Origin of the sequence: Citrobacter sp. CK191 (assembly GCF_030333435.1) — a bacterium.
Taxonomy (GTDB): domain Bacteria; phylum Pseudomonadota; class Gammaproteobacteria; order Enterobacterales; family Enterobacteriaceae; genus Citrobacter_B; species Citrobacter_B koseri.
Map to the genome: position 1 here is coordinate 155,369 of NZ_JAOWFX010000033.1, position 21,799 is coordinate 177,167.

General features: G+C 55.1%; 22 protein-coding genes. 17 read left to right on the forward strand and 5 right to left on the reverse strand.

Annotation, left to right across the window (positions count from 1 at the left end):
- Positions 1-4: 4 nt before the first annotated feature.
- From OGV82_RS18035 to murJ, 3 genes are all read left to right on the forward strand, one after another.
- Positions 5-652 carry a YceH family protein gene (locus tag OGV82_RS18035; protein WP_047457550.1) on the forward strand — a complete coding sequence of 216 codons (648 nt, stop codon included), beginning with the start codon at positions 5-7 and terminating at the stop codon, positions 650-652.
- A 1-nt stretch (position 653) separates the two neighbouring features.
- On the forward strand, positions 654-1,577 hold the full coding sequence (locus OGV82_RS18040) for a Gfo/Idh/MocA family protein (RefSeq protein ID WP_047457547.1): 924 nt from the start codon (positions 654-656) through the stop codon (positions 1,575-1,577).
- Positions 1,578-1,817: 240 nt separating this feature from the next.
- Positions 1,818-3,353, forward strand: coding sequence for a murein biosynthesis integral membrane protein MurJ (gene murJ / locus OGV82_RS18045; protein WP_047457544.1), 1,536 nt, complete (start codon positions 1,818-1,820; stop codon positions 3,351-3,353).
- A 317-nt stretch (positions 3,354-3,670) separates the two neighbouring features.
- Here murJ and flgN read toward each other — a convergent pair whose 3' ends face one another.
- From flgN to flgA, 3 genes are all read right to left on the reverse strand, one after another.
- The gene (gene flgN / locus OGV82_RS18050; protein ID WP_012132851.1) at positions 3,671-4,093 is read right to left on the reverse strand and encodes a flagella biosynthesis chaperone FlgN; all 423 of its coding nucleotides are present in this window, start codon (positions 4,091-4,093) and stop codon (positions 3,671-3,673) included.
- A gap of 4 nt (positions 4,094-4,097) precedes the next feature.
- Entirely contained in the window at positions 4,098-4,391 is a 294-nt protein-coding gene (flgM, locus tag OGV82_RS18055) for a flagellar biosynthesis anti-sigma factor FlgM (RefSeq protein WP_047457540.1), read from the reverse strand.
- A gap of 92 nt (positions 4,392-4,483) precedes the next feature.
- The gene (flgA, locus tag OGV82_RS18060) at positions 4,484-5,143 is read right to left on the reverse strand and encodes a flagellar basal body P-ring formation chaperone FlgA (protein WP_012132849.1); all 660 of its coding nucleotides are present in this window, start codon (positions 5,141-5,143) and stop codon (positions 4,484-4,486) included.
- Between the two features lie 157 nt (positions 5,144-5,300).
- Here flgA and flgB point away from each other — a divergent pair, with 157 nt between their 5' ends.
- The 11 genes from flgB (at position 5,301) to flgL (ending at position 15,120) form a co-directional block, all read left to right on the forward strand.
- Entirely contained in the window at positions 5,301-5,717 is a 417-nt protein-coding gene (flgB, locus tag OGV82_RS18065; protein ID WP_047457538.1) for a flagellar basal body rod protein FlgB, read from the forward strand.
- Positions 5,718-5,720: 3 nt separating this feature from the next.
- Positions 5,721-6,125 carry a flagellar basal body rod protein FlgC gene (gene flgC / locus OGV82_RS18070; protein ID WP_012132847.1) on the forward strand — a complete coding sequence of 135 codons (405 nt, stop codon included), beginning with the start codon at positions 5,721-5,723 and terminating at the stop codon, positions 6,123-6,125.
- 11 nt (positions 6,126-6,136) lie between these two features.
- The gene (gene flgD / locus OGV82_RS18075; RefSeq protein WP_012132846.1) at positions 6,137-6,835 is read left to right on the forward strand and encodes a flagellar hook assembly protein FlgD; all 699 of its coding nucleotides are present in this window, start codon (positions 6,137-6,139) and stop codon (positions 6,833-6,835) included.
- Positions 6,836-6,861: 26 nt separating this feature from the next.
- On the forward strand, positions 6,862-8,067 hold the full coding sequence (gene flgE, locus OGV82_RS18080) for a flagellar hook protein FlgE (RefSeq protein WP_012132845.1): 1,206 nt from the start codon (positions 6,862-6,864) through the stop codon (positions 8,065-8,067).
- A 20-nt stretch (positions 8,068-8,087) separates the two neighbouring features.
- Positions 8,088-8,843 (forward strand): flagellar basal-body rod protein FlgF, encoded by a 756-nt coding sequence (gene flgF, locus OGV82_RS18085; protein WP_012132844.1) that lies wholly within the window; start codon positions 8,088-8,090, stop codon positions 8,841-8,843.
- 13 nt (positions 8,844-8,856) lie between these two features.
- Positions 8,857-9,639: a flagellar basal-body rod protein FlgG gene (flgG, locus tag OGV82_RS18090; protein WP_012132843.1), complete on the forward strand. Its 783-nt coding sequence runs from the start codon at positions 8,857-8,859 to the stop codon at positions 9,637-9,639.
- A gap of 54 nt (positions 9,640-9,693) precedes the next feature.
- Complete coding sequence (flgH, locus tag OGV82_RS18095) at positions 9,694-10,392, forward strand: flagellar basal body L-ring protein FlgH (RefSeq protein ID WP_024130441.1); 699 nt, start codon at positions 9,694-9,696, stop codon at positions 10,390-10,392.
- 12 nt (positions 10,393-10,404) lie between these two features.
- A complete protein-coding gene (locus tag OGV82_RS18100; RefSeq protein WP_012132841.1) occupies positions 10,405-11,502 on the forward strand; it encodes a flagellar basal body P-ring protein FlgI in 1,098 nt (365 codons plus the stop codon).
- The gene (gene flgJ / locus OGV82_RS18105; protein WP_047457531.1) at positions 11,502-12,452 is read left to right on the forward strand and encodes a flagellar assembly peptidoglycan hydrolase FlgJ; all 951 of its coding nucleotides are present in this window, start codon (positions 11,502-11,504) and stop codon (positions 12,450-12,452) included. The genes OGV82_RS18100 and flgJ overlap by 1 nt, the downstream gene beginning before the upstream one ends.
- Positions 12,453-12,516: 64 nt before the next feature.
- Entirely contained in the window at positions 12,517-14,151 is a 1,635-nt protein-coding gene (flgK, locus tag OGV82_RS18110) for a flagellar hook-associated protein FlgK (protein ID WP_012132839.1), read from the forward strand.
- 15 nt (positions 14,152-14,166) lie between these two features.
- Positions 14,167-15,120 carry a flagellar hook-associated protein FlgL gene (gene flgL / locus OGV82_RS18115; RefSeq protein WP_058669000.1) on the forward strand — a complete coding sequence of 318 codons (954 nt, stop codon included), beginning with the start codon at positions 14,167-14,169 and terminating at the stop codon, positions 15,118-15,120.
- A gap of 162 nt (positions 15,121-15,282) precedes the next feature.
- Here flgL and rne read toward each other — a convergent pair whose 3' ends face one another.
- The gene (gene rne, locus OGV82_RS18120; RefSeq protein ID WP_200052973.1) at positions 15,283-18,486 is read right to left on the reverse strand and encodes a ribonuclease E; all 3,204 of its coding nucleotides are present in this window, start codon (positions 18,484-18,486) and stop codon (positions 15,283-15,285) included.
- Positions 18,487-19,173: 687 nt separating this feature from the next.
- On the opposite strand from rne, the gene rluC reads away from it, so the two are divergent.
- Entirely contained in the window at positions 19,174-20,127 is a 954-nt protein-coding gene (gene rluC / locus OGV82_RS18125; RefSeq protein WP_012132836.1) for a 23S rRNA pseudouridine(955/2504/2580) synthase RluC, read from the forward strand.
- Between the two features lie 157 nt (positions 20,128-20,284).
- On the opposite strand, the gene OGV82_RS18130 is transcribed toward rluC, so the two are convergent.
- A complete protein-coding gene (locus OGV82_RS18130; protein WP_012132833.1) occupies positions 20,285-20,869 on the reverse strand; it encodes a Maf family protein in 585 nt (194 codons plus the stop codon).
- Between the two features lie 198 nt (positions 20,870-21,067).
- Between OGV82_RS18130 and yceD the strand changes: the two genes are divergently transcribed.
- Positions 21,068-21,589, forward strand: coding sequence for a 23S rRNA accumulation protein YceD (yceD, locus tag OGV82_RS18135; RefSeq protein ID WP_101744269.1), 522 nt, complete (start codon positions 21,068-21,070; stop codon positions 21,587-21,589).
- A 16-nt stretch (positions 21,590-21,605) separates the two neighbouring features.
- A complete protein-coding gene (rpmF, locus tag OGV82_RS18140; RefSeq protein ID WP_000290727.1) occupies positions 21,606-21,779 on the forward strand; it encodes a 50S ribosomal protein L32 in 174 nt (57 codons plus the stop codon).
- Positions 21,780-21,799 lie beyond the last annotated feature (20 nt).

Here is a 21,799-nt window from a genome sequence, read left to right on the forward strand (position 1 = left end):
GACGATGAAATACGAACTAACCGCCACTGAAGCGCGAGTGATTGGCTGCCTGCTGGAAAAACAGGTGACAACGCCGGAGCAATACCCGCTCTCGGTTAACGGCGTGGTTACCGCCTGCAATCAAAAAACCAACCGTGAACCGGTAATGAACTTATCGGAACATGAGGTGCAGGAACAGCTTGATAACCTGGTGAAACGCCATTTTCTGCGAACGGTGAGCGGCTTCGGCAATCGCGTCACCAAATATGAACAGCGCTTCTGCAACTCCGAGTTTGGCAATCTTAAACTGAGTCCGGCGGAGGTGGCGCTGATTGCCACGCTGCTGTTGCGTGGCGCCCAGACGCCAGGTGAACTGCGCAGCCGTGCATCCCGCATGTATGAATTCAGCGATATGGCGGAAGTGGAAACGACGCTGGAACAGCTTGCCGCCCGTGACGACGGCCCTTACGTAGTGCGCCTGGCGCGCGAACCGGGTAAGCGTGAAAGCCGGTATATGCACCTGTTTTGCGGCGAAGTCGATGAACCGGTGAGTTCAGATGACGCGCCGCAGACGGCGTCGGGCGATCTGCATGCGCGCGTTGAGGCGCTGGAAGGCGAAGTCGCGGAACTGAAACAGCGCCTTGATTCGCTCCTGGCGCACCTGGGAGACTAACGTGAAAAAATTACGTATCGGTGTTGTTGGGTTAGGGGGGATCGCCCAAAAAGCCTGGTTGCCCGTACTGGGCGCATCCGGCGACTGGACGCTACAGGGGGCCTGGTCTCCTTCGCGGGATAAGGCGCTGCGCATTTGTGAAAGCTGGCGGATGCCGTACGTTGAGTCGTTGCCAGCGCTGGCGTCAACCTGCGACGCCATTTTCGTCCACTCCAGCACGGCGACGCATTATGAGGTGGTGAGCGAACTGCTCAATGCCGGGGTTCATGTCTGCGTCGATAAACCGCTGGCGGAAAATCTGCGCGATGCGGAACGGTTGGTGGCGTTGGCCGCGCGCAAAAATTTGACGCTAATGGTCGGGTTTAACCGACGCTTCGCTCCGCTCTACCGCGATCTGAAAGCGCAACTGGGCGCTGCCGCTTCTGTCCGTATGGATAAACACCGGACGGACAGCGTCGGGCCGCATGATTTGCGTTTCACGCTGCTGGATGACTACCTGCATGTTGTGGACACCGCGCTGTGGCTGACGGACGGCAAGGCGCAACTGAACGGCGGCACGTTGCAGACCAACGATCTTGGCGAGATGCTGTATGCCGAACACCATTTTTCGACGGATCAGTTGCAAATTACCACCAGTATGCACCGTCGCGCCGGGAGTCAGCGTGAATGTGTGCAGGCGGTGACGGACGGTGGCCTGTTTGACGTGACGGACATGCGCGAATGGCGCGAGGAACGCGGTCAGGGCGTGGTGCATAAACCCATTCCGGGCTGGCAGACAACCCAGGAACAACGGGGATTTGCCGGATGCGCCCGTCATTTTATTGAATGCGTGCAAAATCAGACGGTTCCTGAAACGGCGGGCGAACAGGCGATTCTGGCGCAGCGCGTCGTAGAGAAACTCTGGCGCGAGGCAATGAGCGAATAACGCCCTGTAACATCTGGCTGTAGTAATTCATCATAATCCAGGTACTATATGCCAACTCAAAATAACACCTCTTTCTGACAGAGAATGATGGCAAACCGTGGATCGTTCTGTCGGCCTGATAAGACGTTTTTACGTGGTTATCAGGCACAACGATATTGCCGGATGGCGGCGTAAACGCCTTTATCCGGCCTGCGGTCGGCCATACAAGGGTTTTGCTCCAGGGTCTGGAATACAACACTGATGAATTTATTAAAATCGCTGGCTGCCGTCAGCTCGATGACCATGTTTTCGCGCGTGCTTGGTTTTGCGCGTGACGCGATTGTCGCCAGAATTTTTGGCGCAGGGATGGCGACCGACGCCTTTTTCGTGGCATTCAAGTTACCGAATCTGTTGCGGCGCATTTTTGCCGAAGGGGCATTTTCCCAGGCGTTTGTGCCGATCCTTGCAGAATACAAGAGCAAGCAGGGCGAAGAGGCGACCCGGGTTTTTGTCGCCTATGTCTCCGGCCTGCTGACCCTGGCGTTAGCCGTGGTGACGGTGGCCGGTATGCTCGCCGCGCCGTGGGTGATCATGGTAACCGCGCCGGGTTTTGCTGATACCGCTGATAAATTCGCCCTGACCACCAAATTGCTGCAAATCACCTTTCCGTATATTCTGCTGATTTCGCTGGCCTCGCTGGTGGGCGCGATCCTCAACACCTGGAACCGTTTCTCGATTCCTGCGTTTGCGCCCACATTTCTGAACATCAGTATGATCGGCTTTGCGCTGTTTGCCGCGCCGTATTTTAATCCTCCCGTACTGGCGCTGGCCTGGGCGGTGACGGTGGGCGGCGTGCTGCAACTGGTTTACCAGCTTCCTCATCTGAAGAAAATTGGGATGCTGGTATTGCCGCGCATCAATTTTCGTGACGCAGGCGCGATGCGCGTTGTGAAGCAAATGGGCCCGGCGATCCTCGGCGTTTCGGTAAGCCAGATATCTCTGATCATCAACACCATTTTCGCCTCGTTTCTGGCTTCCGGTTCGGTCTCCTGGATGTATTATGCTGACCGACTGATGGAGTTCCCGTCAGGGGTTCTGGGCGTGGCGCTGGGCACCATTTTGCTGCCTTCGCTGTCTAAAAGCTTTGCCAGCGGCAATCATGATGAGTATTGCCGTCTGATGGACTGGGGGCTGCGTCTGTGTTTTCTGCTGGCATTGCCGAGCGCCGTCGCGCTGGGCATTCTGGCCAAACCGCTGACGGTATCGCTGTTCCAGTACGGCAAGTTCACCGCCTTTGATGCGTCGATGACCCAGCGCGCGCTGGTGGCCTATTCCGTTGGTCTGATTGGTTTAATCGTGGTGAAAGTTTTGGCTCCGGGATTTTACTCGCGCCAGGATATCAAAACGCCGGTCAGAATCGCCATTGTGACGCTGATCATGACTCAGTTGATGAACCTGGCGTTTATCGGGCCGTTGAAGCATGCCGGTCTGTCGCTGTCTATTGGTCTGGCGGCGTGTCTGAATGCGTCGCTGCTGTACTGGCAACTGCGCAAACAGAAAATCTTTACTCCGCAGCCGGGCTGGACGTGGTTCCTGACCCGCCTGGTGATTTCCGTGCTGGTGATGTCCGCCGCGCTGGTTGGCATGTTGCATATTATGCCTGAGTGGTCAGAAGGGACGATGCTGTGGCGTCTGGTCCGACTGATGGCGGTTGTGGTTGTGGGGATTGCCGCCTATTTCGCCGCGCTGGCGGTGTTGGGCTTTAAAGTGAAGGAATTTACTCGCCGGACGGCATAGAGCCTCTATCCGGTCAATCGCCCGGTGGCGCTATCGCTTACCGGGCCTACAGGGTTGTTCTGTGATTGTGTCGGCCGGATTACGGTCAATCGCCCGGTGGCGCTGTCGCTTACCGGGCCTACAGAGTTGTTCTGTGATTGTGTCGGCTGGATTACGGCAATTGCCCGGTGGCGCTGTCGCTTACCGGGCCTACAGGGTTGTTCTGTGATTGTGTCGGCCGGATTACGGCCAATCGCCCGGTGGCACTGCCGCTTACCGGGCATACGAGTTGTTCTGTGATCGTGTAGGCCGGATAAGGCGTAGCCGCCATCCGGCAATCAGATAGAGATTTTTTTCCCGCCACGGTGGGGAGAGGCGGTTTGACCGTTCGCGCCATACAGCGTCGGTTCCTGATGCGGTTTCAGCATGTCGAGCGCCTGATGATTCCGTTCAATCTGCCCTTCCAGCAGCCAACCATTATGTTGGTTGAGATCGCGTAAATGCTGCGTTTTTTCCGTAATTGCCTGCCAGCGTCTGGCGACATCATCATTAACGTTACGTTGCGCATCTTGTTCAAGACGGCGCTGCTGCTCCAGATAATCCAGCGTCGCCAGTAAAGAGCTTTTTTCTTCTGTAATACGCTGTAACTGGCTACCGTTAATGTGACCTACGGAGAGCTGCTGCTGCTCGGCATCCATCACCTTTTTCAGGTCATTGAGGACAGCCGTCATATGATCCAGAATTTCTGACAGACGAGTCATACGCTTATTTACTCTGTAAGTAGCTCTGCGCCTCGCGGATCAGCGAGTCTGCAATTTTACCGGTGTCCATCTTCAACTCACCGTTACGAATCGCCGTTTTCAGGGTTTCCACGCGCTCCATATTGATATCGCCGGTGCCGGGTTGCATCAGTTTCGCCTGAGCATCGCTTAACTTCACACTGGTACTGGTCGTGGTTGACGCTTTTTCCTGACGCGCTTTTTGTACCGGCGCATCGCTGGTTTCGCGCGGTTGGACAGTGCTAACGGGCTTCAAAGGTGAGGTACGGTCAATGCTCATTTATTTATCCTCATCGAGGGGTTACGCTGTAGCAGCCAGCTATCATCATTGGTTGATTATTTATCGGCAGCCACTACAAAATCTTTAACTCATTATAGATTAATAAGAATATTCCCATCAGGATCGACGGTTCCACTCACGACCTGGCCTGACAACATGCGTACGCGCGCGTTTTGCGCGACGGCGGCATTGTTCAGTGCCTGGCCTTCCGCATTGACGCTAAATCCGTCGCCGTTCGCCACCACCAGAACGCGCTGACCAGCTTTTATCCGCCATGCCTGGCGCAACATACTGAGCTGTATTGGCTGCCCGGGAACGAGGTCGCGCAAGCTGACAGCGTCCTGAATCTGGTTGATGTCCAGGACGGTTCGCGGGGGAAGCTGATCCAGCCGTCCGCGTTTTAGCGTGATGTTAGCCGGGCCAAGCGCACCGCCACGGGCGACGGGGGCCGCGGCAACAACGTAATTCCCCGTTGCCTGTACATTTACCTGTAGATAGCGCTTTTCGTTCGCGCAGCGCGCCAGTACGTTCACATGCCCCCATAACTTCGCACTTCCGGTTACGCTCAGCGCGGGCTGTTCGCAATTCGGCAACAGATTGGGCGACGTGCGGATCGTGACGACGACGTCATCGCTGAACCCTGCCAGACGCTGAGAAAACCAGTCCGTTAACTGGGCATTCAGATCCTGAGCCATCGTCAGGGGGCTGAACAGCAGCGCCAGCAGCGCTATTCCACGTTTTAACGTTTGCATCGTCACTTCCCGCCAGTTTAAGCAATGACAGGATTCTACCTGCGTACCACAAGCATCAACGCAACAAATAGCGACGCATTTTGCGTTTATTCCGGCGATAACGCGCGCGTGATGGGATTTAAGCTGTCGGCTGAATTTTGTCATTTGCGGAGGAGATATGCTCGATAAGCTCGATGCCGCCTTACGTTTTCAACAGGAAGCGCTGAATCTGCGCGCTCAACGCCAGGAGGTGTTGGCCGCCAATATCGCTAACGCCGACACCCCTGGGTATCAGGCGCGTGATATGGATTTCGCCAGCGAACTCAAAAAAGTCATGGTGCGTGGCCGGGAAGAAACCGGCGGGATCGCGTTGAAGCTCACCTCTGCACAACACATTCCGGCCCAGACCGTCGCGTCTTCTTCGGTGGATCTGCTCTACCGTATTCCTGACCAGCCGTCCCTTGATGGCAATACCGTCGATATGGACCGCGAGCGTACGCAGTTTGCGGATAACAGTCTGAAATACCAGACGGGCCTCACCGTGTTGGGTGGACAAATCAAAGGCATGATGAATGTGCTACAGGGAGGAAACTAATTCGTGGCGCTGTTAAACATTTTTGATATTGCCGGGTCGGCGCTCACCGCGCAGTCCAAACGTCTTAACGTGGCGGCCAGTAACCTGGCGAACGCCGATAGCGTCACCGGGCCGGACGGTCAACCGTATCGCGCTAAACAGGTGGTCTTTCAGGTAGACGCGGCGCCAGGGGCGGCAACCGGTGGGGTAAAAGTGGCGGACGTCATTGAAAGTCAGGCGCCGGACAAACTGGTGTATGAGCCTGGCAACCCGCTGGCGGACGCCAACGGGTACGTAAAAATGCCTAATGTGGACGTGGTCGGTGAAATGGTCAACACCATGTCAGCCTCGCGCAGCTATCAGGCAAACGTCGAAGTTCTTAATACCGTGAAAAGCATGATGCTTAAAACGCTGACATTAGGCCAGTAAAGGAGGCGCGTATGTCTATTGCCGTAAATATGAATGACTCGACCAACTCGGGAGTCGCATCCACCAGCAGTGGCAGTTCGCTGACGGGAAGCAGCGCGAGTGATTTACAAAGCAGCTTCCTGACATTGCTGGTCGCGCAGTTGAAGAATCAGGACCCGACCAACCCACTGCAAAACAACGAGCTGACCACGCAACTGGCGCAGATCAGCACCGTTAGCGGAATTGAAAAACTGAACACCACGCTGGGCGCGATTTCCGGGCAGATCGACAACAGCCAGTCGCTACAGGCCAGCACCCTGATTGGTCATGGCGTCATGATCCCCGGCACCACCATTCTGGCCGGTACGGGTACCGAAGAGGGCGCGACCATCACCACGACGCCGTTTGGCGTGGAGTTGCAGCAGGCAGCGGATAAAGTCACCGCCACCATTACTGACAAAGACGGCAAGGTGGTGCGCACGATCAATATCGGCGAGCTGAAGGCTGGCGTTCATACCTTTACCTGGGACGGTACGTTGGAGGATGGCACAAGCGCGCCAAACGGTTCCTATAACGTCGCGATCGCCGCCAGCAACGGCAGTACGCAGCTTGTGGCGCAACCGCTTCAGTTTGCGCTGGTTCAGGGGGTTATCCGCAACAGTAGCGGTAATACCCTGGATTTAGGGACCTACGGAACCACCACACTCGACGAAGTACGGCAGATTATTTAAGCCTTTACACTTATCAGGAGTAAGTCATGGCCTTTTCTCAAGCGGTCAGCGGTCTGAACGCAGCAGCGACCAACCTCGATGTTATTGGTAATAACATCGCCAACTCCGCCACCTACGGGTTTAAATCCGGTACGGCGTCTTTTGCTGATATGTTCGCGGGCTCCAAAGTGGGCCTGGGCGTTAAAGTCGCCGGGATTACCCAGGACTTTACCGACGGCACTACCACCAACACCGGGCGTGGCCTGGATGTTGCGATTAGCCAGAACGGTTTCTTCCGTCTGGTAGACAGCAACGGCTCCGTTTTCTACAGCCGTAACGGTCAGTTCAAACTGGATGAGAACCGCAATCTGGTTAACATGCAGGGGCTGCAACTGACCGGCTATCCGGCAACCGGAACGCCGCCGACGATCCAGCAGGGTGCCAACCCAGGCCCGATCACCATCCCGAACACCCTGATGGCCGCGAAGGCGACTACCACGGCGTCTATGCAGATCAACCTTAACTCCAGCGATGAACTGCCGTCGAAAACGCCGTTTGATCCGAGCGATGCGGATTCCTACAACAAAAAGGGTACCGTTACCGTTTTTGACAGTCAGGGTAACGCCCATGATGTGAATGTGTTCTTTGTTAAGACGCAGGACAACACCTGGGAAGTTCACACCATGGACAGCAGCGATCCAACCGCGACGCCGACGTTGTCTACCACGATGGAATTCAATGAAAACGGGATGCTGGTTTCTGGCGGTTCCGCCAATATCGTCACTGGCGCAATTAATGGTGCGGACCCAGCCTCTTTCTCCCTGAGCTTCCTGAATTCCATGCAGCAGAACACCGGTGCGAACAATATCGTCGCGACCAACCAGAACGGCTATAAGCCGGGCGATCTGGTGAGCTATCAGATCAACGATGACGGCACCGTAGTGGGTAACTATTCCAACGAACAAACGCAGGTTCTGGGGCAGATCGTGCTGGCTAACTTCGCCAACAATGAAGGTCTGGCTTCTCAGGGCGATAACGTCTGGGCGGCGACGCAGGCTTCAGGCGTTGCGCTGCTTGGTACGGCGGGTACGGGTAACTTCGGTAAGTTGACCAACGGCGCGCTGGAATCCTCAAACGTGGATTTGAGTAAAGAGCTGGTGAATATGATCGTCGCGCAGCGTAACTATCAGTCAAACGCGCAGACCATCAAAACCCAGGATCAGATCCTCAACACCCTGGTTAACCTGCGCTAAGCGCCTGACGGGATGGCTTAATGGATCACGCAATATATACCGCCATGGGCGCGGCCAGTCAGACGCTTAATCAACAAGCGGTGACGGCCAGCAACCTGGCGAACGCCTCCACGCCGGGTTTTCGTGCGCAACTTAATGCGTTGCGCGCGGTGCCGGTGGAAGGTCTCTCTTTACCGACGCGTACGCTGGTGGCTGCGTCCACGCCGGGAGCCGATATGACGCCCGGGCAGATGGATTACACCTCGCGCCCGCTGGATGTGGCACTGCAACAGGATGGCTGGCTGGTTGTTCAGACCGCTGATGGTAACGAGGGGTACACCCGTAACGGCAGCATTCAGGTGGACCCGACCGGGCAACTGACTATTCAGGGGCATCCGGTTATCGGTGAAGCCGGGCCGATTGCCGTTCCTGAAGGTTCAGAAATCACTATCGCGGCAGACGGGACTATCTCTGCGCTTAACCCTGGCGATCCGGCTAATACCGTCGCACCGGTAGGACGTCTGAAGCTGGTGAAGGCGCTTGGCAGCGAAGTGCAACGCGGCGATGACGGTATGTTCCGTTTAAGCGCGGCGACACAGGCTGCGCGTGGCCCGGTGTTGCAGGCTGACCCGTCCATTCGCGTGATGTCTGGCGTACTGGAGGGCAGTAACGTGAATGCGGTGTCCGCCATGAGCGATATGATCGCTAACGCCCGCCGTTTTGAAATGCAGATGAAGGTTATCAGCAGCGTGGATGACAATGCCGGGCGCGCTAACCAACTGCTGTCGATGAGTTAATACAGGACATTTTATGATCAGTTCATTATGGATCGCCAAAACCGGCCTGGACGCGCAGCAAACCAACATGGATGTGATTGCCAACAACCTGGCAAACGTCAGCACCAATGGTTTTAAGCGTCAACGCGCGGTGTTTGAAGACCTGCTGTACCAGACGATTCGTCAGCCTGGCGCGCAGTCGTCAGAACAGACGACCTTACCTTCTGGTCTGCAAATCGGTACGGGCGTTCGCCCGGTCGCCACCGAGCGTCTGCATAGTCAGGGCAACCTGTCTCAGACCAACAACAGTAAAGATGTCGCCATCAAAGGGCAGGGCTTCTTCCAGGTGATGCTGCCGGATGGCACTTCTGCTTATACCCGTGACGGTTCTTTCCAGGTGGATCAGAACGGCCAACTGGTCACGGCGGGCGGCTTCCAGGTACAGCCAGCGATCACCATTCCGGCGAACTCGCTGAGCATCACCGTGGGTCGCGATGGCGTAGTAAGCGTAACTCAGCAGGGGCAGGCCGCGCCGGTACAGGTGGGGCAGCTTAACCTGACCACGTTCATGAACGATACGGGTCTGGAAAGCATTGGTGAAAACCTGTACACCGAAACGCAATCCTCGGGTGCGCCGAATGAGAGTACGCCAGGGCTTAACGGTGCGGGTTTGCTGTATCAGGGCTATGTCGAAACCTCTAACGTAAACGTGGCGGAAGAACTGGTGAATATGATCCAGGTTCAGCGCGCTTACGAAATTAACAGCAAAGCGGTATCGACTACCGATCAGATGCTGCAAAAACTGACGCAACTCTAAGTGTCGTCCGGTGAGGGAAACCTCACCGGCACACTGATTTTGAAGATGAAGGCAATGCAAAAATACGCTGCGCACCATTACCCGATTATGGCCCTGCTGGTGGTTTCACTGACAGGATGTGCCTGGATACCTTCCACACCGCTCGTGCAGGGCGCGACCACTGCACAGCCCATACCGGGCCCGACTCCGGTGGCGAATGGTTCCATTTTTCAGTCTGCGCAGCCGATCAACTATGGCTATCAGCCGCTGTTTGAAGACCGGCGTCCACGCAATATCGGCGATACGCTGACGATTGTATTGCAGGAAAACGTCAGCGCCAGTAAGAGCTCCTCCGCCAATGCCAGCCGTGACGGTAAAACCAACTTCGGCTTTGATACGGTTCCTCGTTATTTGCAGGGATTGTTCGGCAACGCGCGTGCAGATATGGAAGCCTCTGGCGGGAACTCCTTCAACGGTAAAGGCGGCGCGAACGCCAGCAATACCTTTAGCGGCACGCTGACCGTGACCGTCGATCAGGTACTGGCAAATGGCAATTTACACGTCGTGGGTGAAAAACAGATCGCCATTAATCAGGGCACTGAGTTCATCCGCTTCTCCGGGGTCGTGAACCCACGCACCATCAGCGGCAGCAACTCCGTTCCGTCAACACAGGTTGCGGATGCGCGCATTGAATATGTCGGCAACGGCTATATCAACGAGGCGCAAAATATGGGTTGGCTGCAACGTTTCTTCCTTAACTTGTCGCCGATGTAAGCGAGGTCTCCAGTGTTTAAATCTCTTGTTGGAATTGTACTGATACTGGCAACCACCCTGGCGCATGCCGATCGTATTCGGGATCTGACCAGCGTGCAGGGGGTGCGGGAAAACTCGCTGATTGGTTACGGGCTGGTGGTCGGCCTGGACGGGACGGGCGACCAGACGACCCAGACGCCCTTTACCACCCAGACGCTGAATAACATGCTGTCTCAGTTGGGGATCACCGTCCCGACGGGCACCAATATGCAGTTGAAAAACGTTGCGGCGGTAATGGTCACTGCGCAATTTCCGGCATTCGGTCGCCAGGGGCAAACGATCGACGTGGTGGTGTCCTCAATGGGGAACGCGAAAAGTCTGCGCGGCGGTACATTGCTGATGACGCCGCTGAAAGGGGTCGATAGCCAGGTGTATGCCCTGGCGCAGGGAAATATTTTAGTCGGCGGCGCAGGGGCGTCTGCGGGCGGCAGCAGCGTACAGGTTAACCAGCTCAATGGCGGGCGTATCACCAATGGCGCAATTATTGAACGCGAGCTGCCCAGCCAGTTTGGCGGCGGAAATACCCTCAATCTGCAACTGAACAACGAAGACTTCGCAATGGCGCAGCAGATCACTGACACCATCAACCGCGCCCGTGGCTATGGCAGTGCGACCGCGCTGGATGCGCGCACGATTCAGGTTCGCGTACCCAGCGGCAACAGCTCGCAGGTCCGTTTCCTGGCGGATATCCAGAATCTGGAGGTGAACGTCACACCACAGGACGCGAAGGTGGTGATTAACTCCCGTACCGGTTCCGTGGTGATGAACCGTGAAGTGACGCTGGACAGCTGCGCCGTCGCGCAAGGCAATTTGTCCGTAACGGTGAATCGCCAGGCGAACGTCAGCCAGCCGGACACGCCGTTTGGCGGGGGGCAGACGGTCGTCACGCCACAAACGCAGATTGATTTACGTCAGAGCGGCGGTTCGCTGCAAAGCGTCCGTTCCAGCGCCAACCTGAACAACGTCGTCCGCGCGCTGAATGCGCTGGGCGCCACGCCGATGGATCTGATGTCCATCCTGCAATCCATGCAGAGCGCGGGTTGTCTGCGCGCCAAACTGGAAATTATCTGATGATTGGTGACAGCAAACTGTTGGCCAGCGCGGCCTGGGATGCGCAATCGCTCAATGAGCTGAAAGCCAAAGCGGGGCAAGATCCGGCGGCGAATATCCGCCCGGTCGCTCGTCAGGTTGAAGGGATGTTTGTGCAGATGATGCTGAAAAGCATGCGTGAAGCGCTGCCGAAAGACGGCATATTCAGCAGCGATCAAACGCGACTGTACACCAGCATGTATGACCAGCAGATTGCGCAGCAGATGACCGCCGGTAAAGGGTTGGGACTGGCGGAGATGATGGTCAGGCAGATGACCGAGGGGCAGACGCAGCCTGCGGAAGAAGCGCCGCAGGTGCCAATGAAGTTCCCTCTGGAAACGGTGACCAGCTATCAAAATCAGGCGCTGACGCAGCTGGTGCGTAAGGCGATGCCAAAAGCGCCGGAAAATAATGATGAGCCGCTGTCCGGCGACAGCAAAGACTTCCTGGCCCAGCTTTCGCTTCCGGCACGCCTGGCAAGTGAACAAAGCGGCGTGCCGCATCATCTGATTCTGGCGCAGGCGGCGCTGGAGTCGGGATGGGGTCAGCGACAGATCCGCCGTGAAAATGGCGAGCCGAGCTTTAACCTGTTTGGTATTAAGGCCTCGTCCAACTGGAAGGGGCCGGTAACAGAGATCACCACCACCGAATATGAGAACGGCGAAGCGAAGAAGGTAAAAGCGAAATTCCGTGTTTACAGCTCCTATCTGGAGGCGCTATCGGATTATGTGGGGCTGCTGACCCGTAACCCGCGCTATGCCGCGGTGACCGCCGCGTCTACCGCTGAACAGGGCGCACAGGCGTTACAAAATGCCGGTTATGCGACCGATCCTGACTATGCGCGTAAATTAACCAGCATGATTCAACAGCTGAAATCCATGAGCGACAAGGTGAGCAAAACGTACAGCGCGAATCTCGACAATCTCTTTTAAATAGCTCAAGTCCAGGAACCCGCTGCCGATAATAACCAGTATTGAAGGATTACAAGGAACCTCCATGTCCAGCTTAATTAACAACGCCATGAGCGGACTTAGCGCAGCCCAGGCTGCGTTAAATACTGCCAGTAATAACATCTCCAGCTATAACGTTGCCGGGTATACCCGACAGACGACGATTATGGCGCAGGCCAACAGTACGCTGGGAGCGGGCGGTTGGGTCGGTAATGGCGTCTACGTTTCTGGCGTACAGCGTGAGTATGATTCTTTTATTACCAATCAGTTACGCGCGGCGCAGAATCAGAGCAGTGGTTTGACCGTGCGGTATGAGCAAATGTCGAAAATTGATAACCTGCTCTCCAGTACCACCAGCTCGATTTCGACCTCTCTGCAAGGTTTCTTCACCAGCCTGCAAACGCTGGTCAGCAACGCGGAAGACCCGGCAGCGCGTCAGGCGCTTATCGGTAAAGCCGACGGCCTGGTAAACCAGTTTAAAACGACCGATCAGTACCTGCGCGATCAGGATAAGCAGGTCAATATCGCCATTGGCTCCAGCGTTGAACAGATCAACAATTACGCGAAGCAAATCGCCAGCCTGAACGATCAGATTTCCCGTCTGACCGGGGTGGGCGCGGGCGCTTCACCGAACGATCTTCTCGACCAACGCGACCAACTGGTGAGTGAGCTGAACCAGATTGTCGGTGTGGAAGTTAGCGTCCAGGACGGCGGCACCTATAACCTGACGATGGCGAATGGCTATACCCTCGTGCAGGGCAGCAGCGCCCGTCAACTGGCCGCGGTGCCGTCCAGCGCCGATCCGTCACGCACCACGGTCGCCTATGTTGATGCGACTGCCGGAAACATTGAAATCCCGGAAAAATTGCTCAATAGCGGCTCGCTTGGCGGGTTGCTGACGTTCCGCTCTCAGGATCTGGATCAGACTCGCAATACCCTCAACCAGCTGGCGCTGGCCTTTGCCGAAGCGTTTAATGCCCAGCATAAACAGGGATATGATGCCAATGGCGATCAGGGCGAGGACTTCTTTTCCATCGGTAAACCGTCCGTATTGAGTAATGCGAAAAATACGGGTAGCGGAACCTTGTCTGCGGAAGTCACCGACAGTTCCGCGGTACAGGCTACCAATTATAAGCTGGTATTTGATGGTCAGGACTGGCAGGTCACCCGCTTGTCAGACAACACCAGCTTTAAGGCGGTTGAAACCAACGGGAAACTGACGTTTGACGGGCTGGAAGTGACGGTCGGGGCAGGGGCAAATGCGAATGACAGCTTTACCCTGAAACCGGTCAGCGATGCCATTGTGAACATGAACGTGCTGGTGACCGATGAATCCAAAATTGCGATGGCTTCCGATCCCGATGCGGGTGGGAGCGATAACCGTAACGGTCAGGCGCTGCTGGATTTACAAACCCAGAAAACGGTAGGCAATAAGTCCTTTAATGATGCTTATGCGACGATGGTCAGTGATGTGGGGAACAAAACCGCCACGTTGAAAACCAGCAGCACGGCGCAGGGCAATGTCGTGACGCAGTTGTACAACCAGCAGCAATCGATTTCCGGCGTTAACCTTGATGAAGAATACGGCAACCTGCAACGCTACCAACAGTATTACCTGGCGAACGCCCAGGTGCTGCAAACCGCGAATACGCTGTTTGATGCGCTGTTGGGCATTCGCTAAGGGAGAGGAGGATAAATGCGTATCAGTACCCAGATGATGTACCAGCAGAATATGCGTGGTATCACCAATTCCCAGGCTGAATGGATGAAGTACGGTGAGCAGATGTCCACCGGTAAGCGCGTGATTAATCCGTCCGACGATCCTATTGCCGCTTCTCAGGCTATCGTACTCGCTCAGGCCCAGGCTCAGAACAGTCAGTATGCGCTGGCACGTACCTTTGCAACTCAGAAAGTGTCGCTGGAAGAAAACGTGCTAAGTCAGGTGACAGCTGCAATTCAAACTGCGCAGGAAAAAATCGTTTACGCCGCTAACGGCACCTTAAGCGATGATGACCGCGCCTCGCTGGCGAGCGATCTACAGGGGATTCGCGATCAGTTAATGAACCTTGCCAACAGTACCGACGGCAACGGTCGTTACATTTTCGCAGGCTATAAAACTGAAAAAGCGCCGTTTGATCAGGCAAATGGCGACTATAGCGGTGGCACTGAAAACATCACCCAGCAGGTTGATGCTTCGCGTACGATGGTGATTGGTCACACGGGCGATCAGATTTTTAATCGTATTACCAGTAATGCCGTACCGGAACCCGACAACAGCGCTTCAGAAACCAGCCTGTTTGCGATGCTGGATACAGCCATTGCAGCGCTGAAAACGCCGGTTGCTGACGATGATGTGAAGAAGGCGGAAGCTGCTGCGGCGATTGATAAAACAAACCGTGGCCTGAAAAACTCCCTTAATAACGTCCTGACCGTTCGTGCGGAACTGGGAACGCAATTGAGTGAGCTGGATTCCCTGGATTCATTGGGAAGCGAGCGCGCGCTGGGTCAGGCACAGCAGATGAGTAATCTGGTCGATGTGGACTGGAACGCGGCTATCTCGTCGTATGTAATGCAACAGGCTGCGTTACAGGCGTCCTATAAAGCGTTTAGCGATATGCAAGGAATGTCTCTGTTTCAGTTGAACAGATAGCACATGTTTTGAAACATATCATGAAACTGGGTATGTTTTGTCTGCCCGCTCCCTTCACCCCGGAGCGGGCATTTTTTTGCCCGGAAAACAGATAACGGGCACCGATTGCAGGTACAAAAAAGCCGACCCGCAGGTCGGCTTATCTTTAACATTGCGTTCAGCTTATTCTACAGGCTGCGGGCGCGTGGCTGGTGCGGCGGCCTGATGCGTTGCGCTATGACCACCTGCCGCACCTTTACCTTCAAAGATGAAGGCAGGGCGCTGCCAGTCGCTGTGATGTGGCGCTTCCGGGACATATTCCGGCGCAGGCGCGCGGGTCATCGGCGCACTGGCGTGGCTGACGGGTTTCTCCCCGGTGGTTACCGCGCTTTCTGACACGGTTTCAGCAACGGCAATGGCAACGGCGACAGGCGCAGCGACAATCTCTTCCGGTTCAGCGGCAACCACGACAGGTTCAACCGTTTCTTTAACGATCTCTTCCGGTTCGGCGATGACAACGTCAGCGGATTCTTCAGCCGTCGTGGTTTCCTGAACGTCAGCGACAGGTTCCGCTTGTGCAGCGACTTCCTGCGCAACAGGGACGTCAGCCTCTGCAATCACCTGAGGTTGTTCTTCAACCGGGGTGGCAATTACTTCAGGATGCGTTGTTTCCACAGTAGCGGGCTGAGGTTCAGCGACAACGGTTTCAGTTTGAACCGGTGCGTCTACAACCTGTTCAGCTGCGGCAGCGACGACCTGCGGCTCTACTGCAACCGGCTGAGCTTGTACGGTCTCTTCTTCGTGCTGTGCTTCAACCTGCGTATCCTGAGGACGGGCGACAGGGTAGCGAATCCACACTTTGCCAGACGCCATTTCCGGTGAAGCGCAAGCGACGGTTAACGGCATTGGCGATTGAAGCGGATAACGCTCATCGCGGTAGCGACGACGACGCTGGCCGCTGACGCGCAGGTGGCGAGGAGAACGACGGGAGCGACGTGGCATTCCTGTGTTATCACGCGCTTCGCCGTTTTCTTCCTGCTCTGCTGGCGCAACGTCTGCGATCGCTGGCAGGTCGACTTTCGCCAGTTCAGTACGCTGAGCAGGCGCGCTTTGCGTAGCAGGCTGGGCGGCGACAGCGTCTTCGACGACTGGCGTTGCGACAGCTTCTGCTTCAGAGGTTGCAGAGTCTGTGTAACGAACTTTCTGGCTCAGCTGACGCTGTTTGCGGCGAGGCTGCGCCTGACGAACGCGTTCTTCCTGTTCTGTTTCCTGAGCCGGTTGCTCATCCAGATTCAGCGCCTTGACTTCTTGCTGTGCCTGACGTTTTTCATCGTTGCGACGACGGTTGCGTTCACGACGCGGCGTCTGCTGCTCGTCACCGGACTTCGCCTTATCGGCAACGTCGTTAGACTGCTGGCGGTTGTCACGCGCTTCTGCGTTCTGCTGCTGCGCCTGACGACGGTTACGACGGTTGTCATCACGGTTTTCACCGCCTTCAGCGCGGTTGTCGCGATTATCACGGTTGTCACGGCGATCGTTACGGTCGCGGCGATTATTCTGGCGAGACTTACGACGATCCTGCTGACGCTCCGGTTTTTCCTCTGCTTTCGGTGCAGGTTGTTCAACCGGCTTGGCGACTTCGCTGCCGCTGAACATGTTTTTCAGCGCGCCGAAGAAGCGGGTAAGCAGACCTGGCTGTGCAGGCGCAGTGGCAACGGCTTTCGGTGCTGCCGCCGCTGCTTTCACCGCAGGTTCTGCTGGCGTCGGCGCAGGCGGCACTTCCGGCATTGCGAAGGTCGCCAGTGCTGGCTGTTCAGGGCGTTTACGCTCGGCGTACTCTTCTTCAGAAGGCAACGCCATCGCTTCTTCATGCAGTTTCGGCAGCATGTAGCTCAGGGTTGGCGTTTCTTCCCCTTTACGTACGCGCAGAACGGAGTAGTGCGGCGTTTCCATCTGATCGTTTGGTACGATCACGCAGCGCACGCCATCCTGACGAGTCTCAATAGCATTAACCGCGGTGCGCTTTTCGTTAAGCAGGTAAGAGGCGATCGGGACCGGAACAATGGCGTGAACTTCCTGGGTATTCTCTTTCAGCGCTTCTTCTTCAATCAGACGCAGAATAGACAGGGAGAGCGATTCGTTGTCGCGGACGGTGCCGGTGCCGCTACAGCGTGGGCAGACGTGATGGCTGGACTCGCCCAGAGACGGGCTGAGACGCTGGCGGGACATCTCCAGCAGGCCAAAACGAGAAATATGGCTAATCTGGATACGCGCACGATCCTGACGTACCGCTTCGCGCAGACGGTTTTCCACCGCACGCTGGTGGCGTACTGGCGTCATGTCGATGAAGTCGATAACGATCAGACCACCGAGGTCGCGCAAGCGCAACTGGCGAGCAATTTCATCGGCCGCTTCCAGGTTTGTGTTAAACGCGGTTTCTTCGATATCGCCGCCGCGTGTGGCACGCGCGGAGTTAATATCAATCGCGGTTAACGCTTCGGTTGTGTCAATAACGATAGAGCCGCCGGAAGGCAGACGCACTTCACGCTGGAAGGCGGATTCAATTTGCGACTCGATCTGGTAGTGGCTGAACAGCGGAATTTCGCCGGTGTAAAGCTTAATCTTGCTGCTGAAATCCGGGCGACCCAACGCCGCGATGTGCTGGCGCGCCAGCTCAAGCACTTTCGGATTATCGATAAGAATTTCGCCGATATCCTGACGTAAGTAGTCACGGAATGCGCGGACGATAACGTTGCTTTCCTGATGGATCAGGAATGGAGCAGGGCGGCTTTCAGCGGCTTTCTGAATCGCTTCCCAGTGTTTCAGGCGGAAGCTCAGGTCCCACTGCAACGCTTCGGCGGATTTGCCGACGCCTGCGGTACGCACGATAAGCCCCATGCCGTCAGGCAGTTCGAGGCTTGCCAGCGCTTCTTTTAATTCGGTGCGATCGTCGCCTTCAATGCGACGGGAGATGCCGCCCGCGCGCGGGTTGTTCGGCATTAAAACCAGATAGCTCCCTGCCAGACTGATAAACGTCGTCAGCGCAGCGCCTTTGTTGCCGCGTTCTTCTTTATCAATCTGAACAATCACTTCCTGACCTTCGCGCAACACATCTTTAATGTTTGGACGGCCGTGGGCGTTGTAGTTGGCGGGGAAATATTCGCGGGCAATTTCTTTTAACGGGAGGAAACCGTGACGTTCAGCGCCGTAATCAACAAAAGCCGCTTCCAGACTCGGTTCGATACGGGTAATTTTGCCTTTATAGATGTTCGCTTTTTTCTGCTCGTGTCCTGGACTCTCAATGTCCAGGTCGTACAGGCGCTGCCCATCTACAAGGGCAACACGCAACTCTTCCTGCTGAGTTGCGTTGATTAACATTCTTTTCATCGTAACTTACTCATTATTCTTACATTGACGACTAAGCTGCGGGCATAGTAATGCCTTTCCGGGTGTGAACCGATGGCCTCGTGTCTATTCGCGTCGCCAACCTCACGGTTATCGTCTGCTCAAAGAGGCGCAGAGTGTCGGTTGCCTGTATTTCATACGGAAATACAGCGCAATTATCAGGGGAACAGCCTGGGAGTTACTCTCCAGAGAAGATTCCATTATGTTCATCGTCTTTCACGCCGCAGATGCGTTGGCTTCATCTGCTCACCCGGGCATAAGCTCCTGGGGATTCCCAGATTTGCCGCCTTTCTGCAACGCGTAGTACATAGAACATATACCGGTAAGGACTGCAACCCGCAGCCCGCTAACTGCCTGAAAAATCAATACGTCTTACGCCATTGCTGCGTTGATGATCTGTCTGGCAAAATGGGTCATTCCGTAAAATTTCTTGTTTTAACAAGGTTCGACACGGAAACGGTTACATTATTCCACTGCTAACCTTGTTATAGCAAGATGACTTTTACCATTTATCACCCGGTTACTCACAGTTTTTTCACTTCCTCATGGCGATTGGTTTAATAACCAGCAAATTGGTCATGTTGAACGTGAGTAACAGGATATAGAAGTAAATATAAGCATAGAAAAATGAGTGGCGCTAATCCTTATGGCTATTTAGAATCGGCCCCCATGAAAACTGAGACTCCATCCGTAAAAATAGTTGCCATTACTGCCGACGAAGCGGGGCAACGCATCGATAACTTTTTGCGCACGCAACTCAAAGGCGTACCGAAAAGCATGATTTACCGCATTTTGCGTAAAGGCGAAGTGCGGGTGAACAAAAAACGCATCAAACCGGAATATAAGCTCGAAGCCGGGGATGAAGTGCGTATTCCGCCGGTGCGCGTCGCCGAACGCGAAGAAGAGGCCGTTTCGCCGCATCTGCAAAAAGTGGCGGCGCTGGCCGATGTCATTTTGTATGAAGATGACCATATCCTGGTGCTGAACAAACCTTCCGGCACGGCGGTGCATGGCGGAAGCGGGTTGAGCTTCGGCGTTATCGAGGGGCTGCGCGCGTTGCGGCCAGAAGCGCGTTTCCTGGAACTGGTGCATCGTCTTGACCGCGATACCTCTGGCGTACTGCTGGTTGCGAAAAAACGCTCAGCGCTGCGTTCTTTGCATGAGCAACTGCGTGAGAAGGGGATGCAGAAAGATTATCTGGCGCTGGTTCGCGGCCAGTGGCAGTCGCATGTTAAATCGGTACAGGCGCCTTTATTAAAGAATATTCTGCAAAGCGGCGAACGTATTGTACGTGTGAGTCAGGAAGGAAAACCCTCCGAAACGCGCTTTAAGGTTGAAGAGCGCTATGCGTTTGCGACGCTGGTGCGCTGTAGCCCGGTGACGGGACGTACGCATCAGATTCGTGTGCATACGCTGCATGCGGGCCATCCGATCGCGTTTGACGATCGTTACGGCGATCGCGAATTTGATAAGCAGCTTGCGGGAACGGGGCTGTCACGGCTTTTTCTGCACGCGGCAGCGCTGAAGTTTACCCATCCGGGGACTGGCGAGGTGATGCGTATTGAAGCGCCGATGGATAACCAACTCAAGCATTGCCTTCAGGTGTTACGTAACAAAGCCTGATGCGCGTTGCGATATTATCGCGCTAAACCTGTAGGCCGGATAAGACGTACGTCGCCATCCGGCATCTTTACTGATGGCGCTGTGCTTATCAGGCCTACGGGCATTGCTTCGCTGTGGGCCTGATAAGATGTTTTAGCGTCCCCATCAGACGCATCCACTATGCCATCAGCGGGTTCATCTCTTCCCGGCGCAGCATCTGGCACAGCGCAATCAGCGGTAGCCCAATAAGGGTATTGGGATCTCGCCCCTCCAGGCGCTCGAAAAGGGCAATGCCAAGACCTTCGCTTTTAAAACTTCCGGCACAATGCAATGGACGCTCTTTGCGGACATAGTCCTCTATTTCCGTTTCGCTTAAATGGCGGAAATGCACATCAAACGGTTCGACTTCCGTTTGTAAATGTCCGGTTGCAGAATTATAAAGCGCCAGTCCGGTATAAAACGTCACAATATTACCGCTGGCTTTGGTTAATTGCTGGCGCGCTTTTTCTTCGGTTAACGGTTTGCCGGTAATTTCGCCATCCAGAACGCAAATTTGATCGGAGCCAATAATCAGATGATCGGGGAAACGGTGGGCGAGCGATTGCGCTTTCGCCTGTGCGAGGCGAGAGACCAAATGGCGCGGCGCTTCGCCAGACATGGGCGTTTCGTCAACCTCGGGAGCCGCGCACTCGAAAGGGATCGCCAGTTTTTCGAGCAGCGCGCGACGCCAGGGAGAGGTAGAAGCAAGGATGAGACGGGGCATATTTTTTTCCCTCAGATATAGCGTATTAATGAGAGCCATCTTAAACTATGCTCTTCGTCCTTCAAGCATGACATACAGTCACGGTTTGAGCGAAAATAAGTCTGTAACCCGCAATGTGTGCGAATTATTGGCAAAAGGCAACCGCAGGCTGCCTTTTTCTTTGACTCTATGACGTTACAAAGTTAATATGCGCGCCCTATGCAAAAGGTAAAATTACCCCTGACTCTTGATCCGGTTCGTACGGCTCAAAAATGCCTCGATTATGAAGGTATCTATACTTCTGATCTGGTAGAGCGCGTCGCCGATTCTGTAGTCAGTGTGGACAGTGATGTGGAATGCTCCATGTCGTTCGCTATCGATAACCAACGTCTTGCCGTTATTACGGGTGATGCGAAGGTGACGGTATCGCTCGAATGCCAGCGTTGCGGGAAGCCGTTTACCCATCAGGTTCACACAACGTATTGTTTTAGTCCGGTTCGTTCTGACGAACAGGCTGAAGCACTCCCGGAAGCGTATGAGCCGATTGAGGTTAACGAATTCGGTGAAATCGATCTGCTTGCAATGGTTGAAGATGAAATCATCCTCTCCTTGCCGGTAGTTCCGGTGCATGATTCTGAACACTGTGAAGTGTCCGAGGCGGACATGGTCTTTGGTGAACTGCCTGATGAAGCGCAAAAACCAAACCCATTTGCCGTATTAGCCAGCTTAAAGCGTAAGTAATTGAGGAGTAAGGTCCATGGCCGTACAACAGAATAAACCAACCCGTTCCAAACGTGGCATGCGTCGTTCTCATGACGCTCTGACCGCAGTCACCAGCCTGTCTGTAGACAAAACTTCTGGTGAAAAACACCTGCGTCACCACATCACTGCCGACGGTTACTACCGCGGCCGTAAGGTCATCGCTAAGTAATCACGCGCAAGCGTGATGAA

Excerpts from the sequence above, each read along its gene's own strand:
- OGV82_RS18035 (WP_047457550.1), top strand. The coding sequence starts at position 5 with ATGAAATACGAACTAACCGCCACTGAAGCGCGAGTGATTGGCTGCCTG.
- murJ (WP_047457544.1), top strand. The coding sequence starts at position 1,818 with ATGAATTTATTAAAATCGCTGGCTGCCGTCAGCTCGATGACCATGTTT.
- flgN (WP_012132851.1), bottom strand. The coding sequence starts at position 4,093 with ATGACTCGTCTGTCAGAAATTCTGGATCATATGACGGCTGTCCTCAAT.
- flgM (WP_047457540.1), bottom strand. The coding sequence starts at position 4,391 with ATGAGCATTGACCGTACCTCACCTTTGAAGCCCGTTAGCACTGTCCAA.
- flgA (WP_012132849.1), bottom strand. The coding sequence starts at position 5,143 with ATGCAAACGTTAAAACGTGGAATAGCGCTGCTGGCGCTGCTGTTCAGC.
- flgB (WP_047457538.1), top strand. The coding sequence starts at position 5,301 with ATGCTCGATAAGCTCGATGCCGCCTTACGTTTTCAACAGGAAGCGCTG.
- flgD (WP_012132846.1), top strand. The coding sequence starts at position 6,137 with ATGTCTATTGCCGTAAATATGAATGACTCGACCAACTCGGGAGTCGCA.
- flgE (WP_012132845.1), top strand. The coding sequence starts at position 6,862 with ATGGCCTTTTCTCAAGCGGTCAGCGGTCTGAACGCAGCAGCGACCAAC.
- flgF (WP_012132844.1), top strand. The coding sequence starts at position 8,088 with ATGGATCACGCAATATATACCGCCATGGGCGCGGCCAGTCAGACGCTT.
- flgG (WP_012132843.1), top strand. The coding sequence starts at position 8,857 with ATGATCAGTTCATTATGGATCGCCAAAACCGGCCTGGACGCGCAGCAA.
- flgH (WP_024130441.1), top strand. The coding sequence starts at position 9,694 with ATGCAAAAATACGCTGCGCACCATTACCCGATTATGGCCCTGCTGGTG.
- flgJ (WP_047457531.1), top strand. The coding sequence starts at position 11,502 with ATGATTGGTGACAGCAAACTGTTGGCCAGCGCGGCCTGGGATGCGCAA.
- flgK (WP_012132839.1), top strand. The coding sequence starts at position 12,517 with ATGTCCAGCTTAATTAACAACGCCATGAGCGGACTTAGCGCAGCCCAG.
- flgL (WP_058669000.1), top strand. The coding sequence starts at position 14,167 with ATGCGTATCAGTACCCAGATGATGTACCAGCAGAATATGCGTGGTATC.
- rne (WP_200052973.1), bottom strand. The coding sequence starts at position 18,486 with ATGAAAAGAATGTTAATCAACGCAACTCAGCAGGAAGAGTTGCGTGTT.
- rluC (WP_012132836.1), top strand. The coding sequence starts at position 19,174 with ATGAAAACTGAGACTCCATCCGTAAAAATAGTTGCCATTACTGCCGAC.
- OGV82_RS18130 (WP_012132833.1), bottom strand. The coding sequence starts at position 20,869 with ATGCCCCGTCTCATCCTTGCTTCTACCTCTCCCTGGCGTCGCGCGCTG.
- yceD (WP_101744269.1), top strand. The coding sequence starts at position 21,068 with ATGCAAAAGGTAAAATTACCCCTGACTCTTGATCCGGTTCGTACGGCT.
- rpmF (WP_000290727.1), top strand. The coding sequence starts at position 21,606 with ATGGCCGTACAACAGAATAAACCAACCCGTTCCAAACGTGGCATGCGT.